The sequence below is a fragment of the Gordonia desulfuricans NBRC 100010 genome (assembly GCF_001485495.1).
Taxonomy (GTDB): Bacteria; Actinomycetota; Actinomycetes; order Mycobacteriales; family Mycobacteriaceae; genus Gordonia; species Gordonia desulfuricans.
This window is the reverse complement of sequence record NZ_BCNF01000159.1, coordinates 1-4,857: the sequence shown is the minus strand read 5'-3', so window position 1 is coordinate 4,857 and position 4,857 is coordinate 1. Positions and strand designations below refer to the sequence as shown.

6 protein-coding genes are annotated in these 4,857 nt (G+C 68.7%); 1 reads left to right on the top strand and 5 read right to left on the bottom strand.

The window, feature by feature from the left end; translation table 11 throughout:
* Positions 1–144: 144 nt before the first annotated feature.
* From GD1_RS21890 to GD1_RS21875, 4 genes are all read right to left on the bottom strand, one after another.
* A complete protein-coding gene (locus GD1_RS21890) occupies positions 145–597 on the bottom strand; it encodes a flavodoxin family protein (RefSeq protein WP_059039558.1) in 453 nt (150 codons plus the stop codon).
* Complete coding sequence (locus tag GD1_RS21885) at positions 594–1,100, bottom strand: hypothetical protein (protein WP_059039557.1); 507 nt, start codon at positions 1,098–1,100, stop codon at positions 594–596. The genes GD1_RS21890 and GD1_RS21885 overlap by 4 nt, the downstream gene beginning before the upstream one ends.
* A 20-nt stretch (positions 1,101–1,120) precedes the next feature.
* Entirely contained in the window at positions 1,121–1,873 is a 753-nt protein-coding gene (gene dapB / locus GD1_RS21880) for a 4-hydroxy-tetrahydrodipicolinate reductase (protein ID WP_059039556.1), read from the bottom strand.
* Positions 1,874–1,944: 71 nt separating this feature from the next.
* Entirely contained in the window at positions 1,945–2,424 is a 480-nt protein-coding gene (locus GD1_RS21875) for an Lrp/AsnC family transcriptional regulator (protein ID WP_059039555.1), read from the bottom strand.
* 125 nt (positions 2,425–2,549) lie between these two features.
* Between GD1_RS21875 and ald the strand changes: the two genes are divergently transcribed.
* Complete coding sequence (gene ald, locus GD1_RS21870) at positions 2,550–3,665, top strand: alanine dehydrogenase (protein WP_059039554.1); 1,116 nt, start codon at positions 2,550–2,552, stop codon at positions 3,663–3,665.
* A gap of 10 nt (positions 3,666–3,675) precedes the next feature.
* On the opposite strand, the gene GD1_RS21865 is transcribed toward ald, so the two are convergent.
* Positions 3,676–4,587 (bottom strand): oxygenase MpaB family protein, encoded by a 912-nt coding sequence (locus GD1_RS21865; protein ID WP_157079582.1) that lies wholly within the window; start codon positions 4,585–4,587, stop codon positions 3,676–3,678.
* Positions 4,588–4,857: the final 270 nt, after the last annotated feature.

The following is a 4,857-nucleotide window of genomic DNA, read 5'->3' as shown; positions in this document are numbered from 1 at the left end:
CCGACAGAGGTTTTCGACACGCCTCGTCGCTCCGCTCCTCACCGGCTCAACCAGCAAAAACAGCGCGCAACCACCATGGATGGTCGATCCCGAGGTGAGGATCTGTTGTGTCGGCAACCACCTCGGAGGTGGTCACCACCTCGACTACCCCATCAGCTGCGCGGCCACCGTCGCACCGAGCTCCCAGCACTTCTCGAGGTCGTCCTTGCCGGGCTTCGCCGACACCGCAACGTACTGCGCGACCTTCTCCCAACCGAGTCCGGTGGTGATCGTCTCGATGGCGCGTTCGGCGCCTTCGGTGCCCTCGTTGCCGTGCAGGTAGGCCCCGAACGGCCGACCGCGCGTCGCGTCCAGGATCGGGTAGTACGCACAGTCGAAGGCATGCTTGAGGGCCCCGCTGATGTACCCGAGGTTCGCCGGTGTCCCGAGGACGTAGCCGTCGGCGTCGAGGAAGTCACTGGCCGTCACCGACAACGCGGCCCGGCGGACCACCTCGACGCCCTCGATCTCGGGGTCGGTCGCCCCGCTGATCACCGCCTCGAACATCGCCTGGCAGAACGGCGACGGCGTGTGGTGGACGATCAGCAGCCGGCTCATGCGCCCCGGCCGTCCGAGGATTCGCGGAACTGCTCGCAGGCACGCTTCATCATCTGCCGCGCACGCCCGCGGTCACCGGCGTAGTCGTAGGCGCGGGCGATCCGATAGGTGTTGCGCCAGTCGGTGGGATCGGCCTCCCACTCCTGCTTGACCTGTGCGAACAGGGTGTCGGCGGCGTCGCGTTCGATCCGACCGGACGGTCGGCGCGGCAGATCGGACACGTCGAGTTCGCGCCCCTGCTCGGAGATGATCCGGGCCAGCTTCTGGTGTTCGATGCCCGAACGCAGGGTCGAGACCACCATCCAGACGCCGAGCAGCGGCAGGAACAGCACCGCCAGACCCAGCACGATCCCGACCGCGGTCCCCTCGGCGATCAGGTCGATCGCCCGCTTGCCGAGGATCACGAAGTACACGCACAGTGCGACGACGAAGAACCCGATCATCCAGATGGTCGGGCGGGCGTCACCCCCGCGGGGCTTCTTGGGCTTGGGGTCGGCAGGCATGGTCGCAGGCATCCTCGTCGTCAGAGGTCGAGCAGGTCGTCGAGGCCGACGGTCAGGCCCGGACGGTCACCGATCCCGCGCACACCGAGCAGCACACCGGGGACGAAGGAGGTGCGGTCCATCGAGTCGTGGCGGATGGTGAGGGTCTCGCCCTGCGTCCCCAGCAGCACTTCCTGGTGTGCGACGAGACCGGCGAGGCGGATCGAGTGCACGCGGACGCCGTCGACCTCGGCACCGCGGGCACCCTCGAGTTCGGCGGTGGTGGCGTCGGGGCTCTTGCCGACACCGGCCGCGGCGCGCGCCTCGGCGATCAGGGAGGCGGTGCGGTAGGCGGTACCCGACGGCGCATCGGCCTTGTTCGGGTGATGCAGTTCGATCACCTCGACCGAGTCGTAGAAACGGGCGGCGGCCTGCGCGAACCGCATCGACAGCACGGCACCGATCGCGAAGTTCGGGGCGATCAGCACGCCCACGCCGGGGGCCGCCGACAGCCACTCGCCGACCTGGGCGAGTCGCTCGTCGGTGAAGCCGGTGGTGCCGACCACGGCGTGAATCCCGTTCTCGATCAAGAACTTCAGGTTGTTCATCACCACGTCGGGGTGGGTGAAGTCGACGACGACCTGGGTGTCGGTGTCGGAGAAGAATTCCGGTGCGTCGCCCTTGTCGACGCCGGCGGTGTAGACGAGGTCGTCGGCTGCCTCGATCCCGGCGACGATCGCGCGACCGACCTTGCCGTTGGAACCGAAGACGCCAACCCTGATGCCCTGAGCCATGCCAGCCTTTCGTCGTGGGTGCTGCGGTCAAGTCTATGCAGCCACCGGCGTCGCCCGGTTCGGGGCGTCGCTCAGAAGATCGGCGCGTCGCCGCGGAGGTGCTCGAACACCAGTGACGTGGTGGTCCCGGCGACCTCCCGACGCGAGTTGAGCATCTCGACGAACCGTCGCAGCGCCTCGGTGTCGGCGGTGGCGACGTGCAGCAGATAGTCGTCCTTGCCGGCCAGGAAGAACACGTCGATCACCTCGTCGTGTCCGGTGATGTCGGCGACGAAACGCCGGATCTGACCCCGCGCATCCGACTGCAGACTCACCGCGACCATCGCGCGCAGCGGCCGTCCGACGGCGGCCGGGTCGACGTCGGCGAAGAAGCCGCGGATCACCTTCAGGTCGACGAGGCGCCGCACCCGTCCGTGGCAGGTCGACGGCGCGATCCCTAGGGCGTGGGCGAGGTCGGCGTTGGTGACTCGGGCATCGGCCTGCAGATGCCGCAGGATCTGCCGGTCGACGTGGTCGAGTTGCGGCCGAACATCCTTCAGATCGTCGGGCATGGATACCTCCGATGTCGCCGGTTCTTCACCGATCAGGCCTGATCGAGAATCATCGTCAGAATTGTTGCGAGAGCCCCGACGGAACTTCACCCTCGACAGTAGTTCCTGCGAGGAATGAGGTCACCATGCGAATCGGTATCCCCACCGAGGTCAAGAACCACGAGGACCGCGTTGCCGCCACTCCGGCGGGTGTCACCGAGCTGACCCACCGCGGCCACGAGGTGATCGTGCAGGCCGGTGCGGGGATCGGATCGGCGATCACCGACGCCGACTTCAAGCAGGCCGGCGCCCAGATCCTGGCCACCGCCGACGAGGTGTGGGACCAGTCCGAGCTGATCGTCAAGGTCAAGGAGCCGACCCCGGCCGAGTACCCGCACCTGCGCGCCGGGCAGGCCCTGTTCACCTACCTGCACCTGGCCGCCGACCCCGCCGGCACCGACGCCTTGCTCGCCGCGGGCACCACGGCCATCGCCTACGAGACCGTGCGCGCCGCCGACGGTTCGCTGCCGCTCCTGGCACCGATGAGTGAGGTGGCCGGGCGGCTGGCCCCACAGGTCGGCGCCTATCACCTGATGCGGTCGGCGGGCGGACGCGGCGTGCTGATGGGCGGCACCCCCGGCACCGAACCCGCCCGCACGGTGATCCTGGGCGCCGGGGTGGCCGGGGTGAACGCGGCGACCATCGCCGTCGGGATGGGTGCGCAGGTGACGGTCTTCGACGTCGACATCGCCAGGTTGCGCACCGTCGACGCACGCTTCGCCGGTCGGGTGCACACCCGCTACAGCACCTCGTCGGCGGTGGCGGAGGCCGTCGTCGACGCCGACCTGGTGATCGGTGCGGTCCTGGTCCCCGGTGCGAAGGCCCCGGTGCTGGTCTCCGACGAGCTGGTGGCGCAGATGCATCCGGGGGCGGTGCTGGTCGACATCGCGATCGATCAGGGCGGCTGCTTCGCCGACTCGCACCCCACCACCCACGACGATCCGACGTTCACCGTGCGCGACACCGTCTTCTACTGCGTGGCCAACATGCCGGGCACCGTCGCCCGCACGTCGACCCACGCCCTGACCGGCGCGACGCTGCCGTATGTGCTCCGGCTGGCCGATCAGGGCTGGGAGCGCGCCCTGGCCGCCGATCCCTCCCTCGCGGCGGGCCTGAGCACCCACGACGGCGAGCTGTTCAGCCCCGAAGTGGGTGCAGCCCAGGGGTTGTCGGTGACGCCGAATCCGTTCCCGCATCACTGACCGGCAAGGGTCATCCGGTGAGATGCCTGGTGATCCAGCGTTGCGCGCCGCCGTCCTTGATCGGCACGTCCGACACGCGGAGGGGCCCGAGCACCGGCATGCCGAGCCGCACGCGAATCCGGAAGTCGGCGAGCTGGATGCGATAGACGGCGCGCACATATGCCCGTCCACCGAACCGGTCGGCAACACGCAGCACGCTCTTCACCCGCTCGAACCGTCGGGCGTCACGCTCCGACCACTCCCACCCCATCAGGTCACGGAACTCGGCCGGCAGGTTGGCGCGGGTCAGGTACCGGTACGACGGCCCGAGCAGCATCGGGAACGGCTTGCCGAGCGGCCCCCACGCCTCGACGATGAACTCCAGATCCGAGAGGGTCTCGAAGTCGTGGCGGACAGGCGGGTCGATCGCCAGGTCACCGAGCCGGGACTCCCAGTACCGGGCGAACTCCGCCCAGCTCGTCGGCCACGCCCGCGCACGGACGTTGACGCCGGTGGCGAGCGGTTCGGCGGCGCGCGTCAGCACATCGAGCTCGGGCTCGGTGAGTTCGCCGTAGAGCAGGGTGTACTGGTCGAGATAGAAGCGGAACAGGCAGGCCGCGACCCATTTCTGCAGTTCCGGCGAGTTGCCGCTGTAGCGGACCGGGCTGTCGGGTTCGGAGACCACCGCCTTGTGCGCCTCGGCGATCTCGGCGCGCATCAGGTCGCGGTCGGCGTCGGTGCCGATCACCGCCACGACGAGGTACTGGCCGGTGGTGCGGGCCCGCTTGATCGGGTAGCGGCGCGGGCTCCCCGATGCCACGCGGCTCTCGTTGACGCCATATCCGACCGGCGGCAACGACAGCTGCATGATGATGTTGGCGACCCCGCTGGTCAGACCGAGCGTGGTGACCAGGTCGAACAGCGTCGTCGGCGCCCGCCTCATGTTCTGCGGCCTCCGAATCGTCACCTGACCCGCCATCCCGACCCCAATTCTGGAAACATATGTATCCAGATATGACGGTACGTCTCCCCCGCCCGTCGGTCAACGGTGGTCGACCGCGACAACGACCTGCTCAATCATCGCGTGACCACTTCTGAGGTGGTCGCGAACATAGTCATGTCACCGGGCCTCGACACGGGTCCTCGCCCAGCGGCTCGGTCCCGGCTCGACCATCCATGGTGGTGTCGCAGCCCGCCGCGACCACCTCCGAGG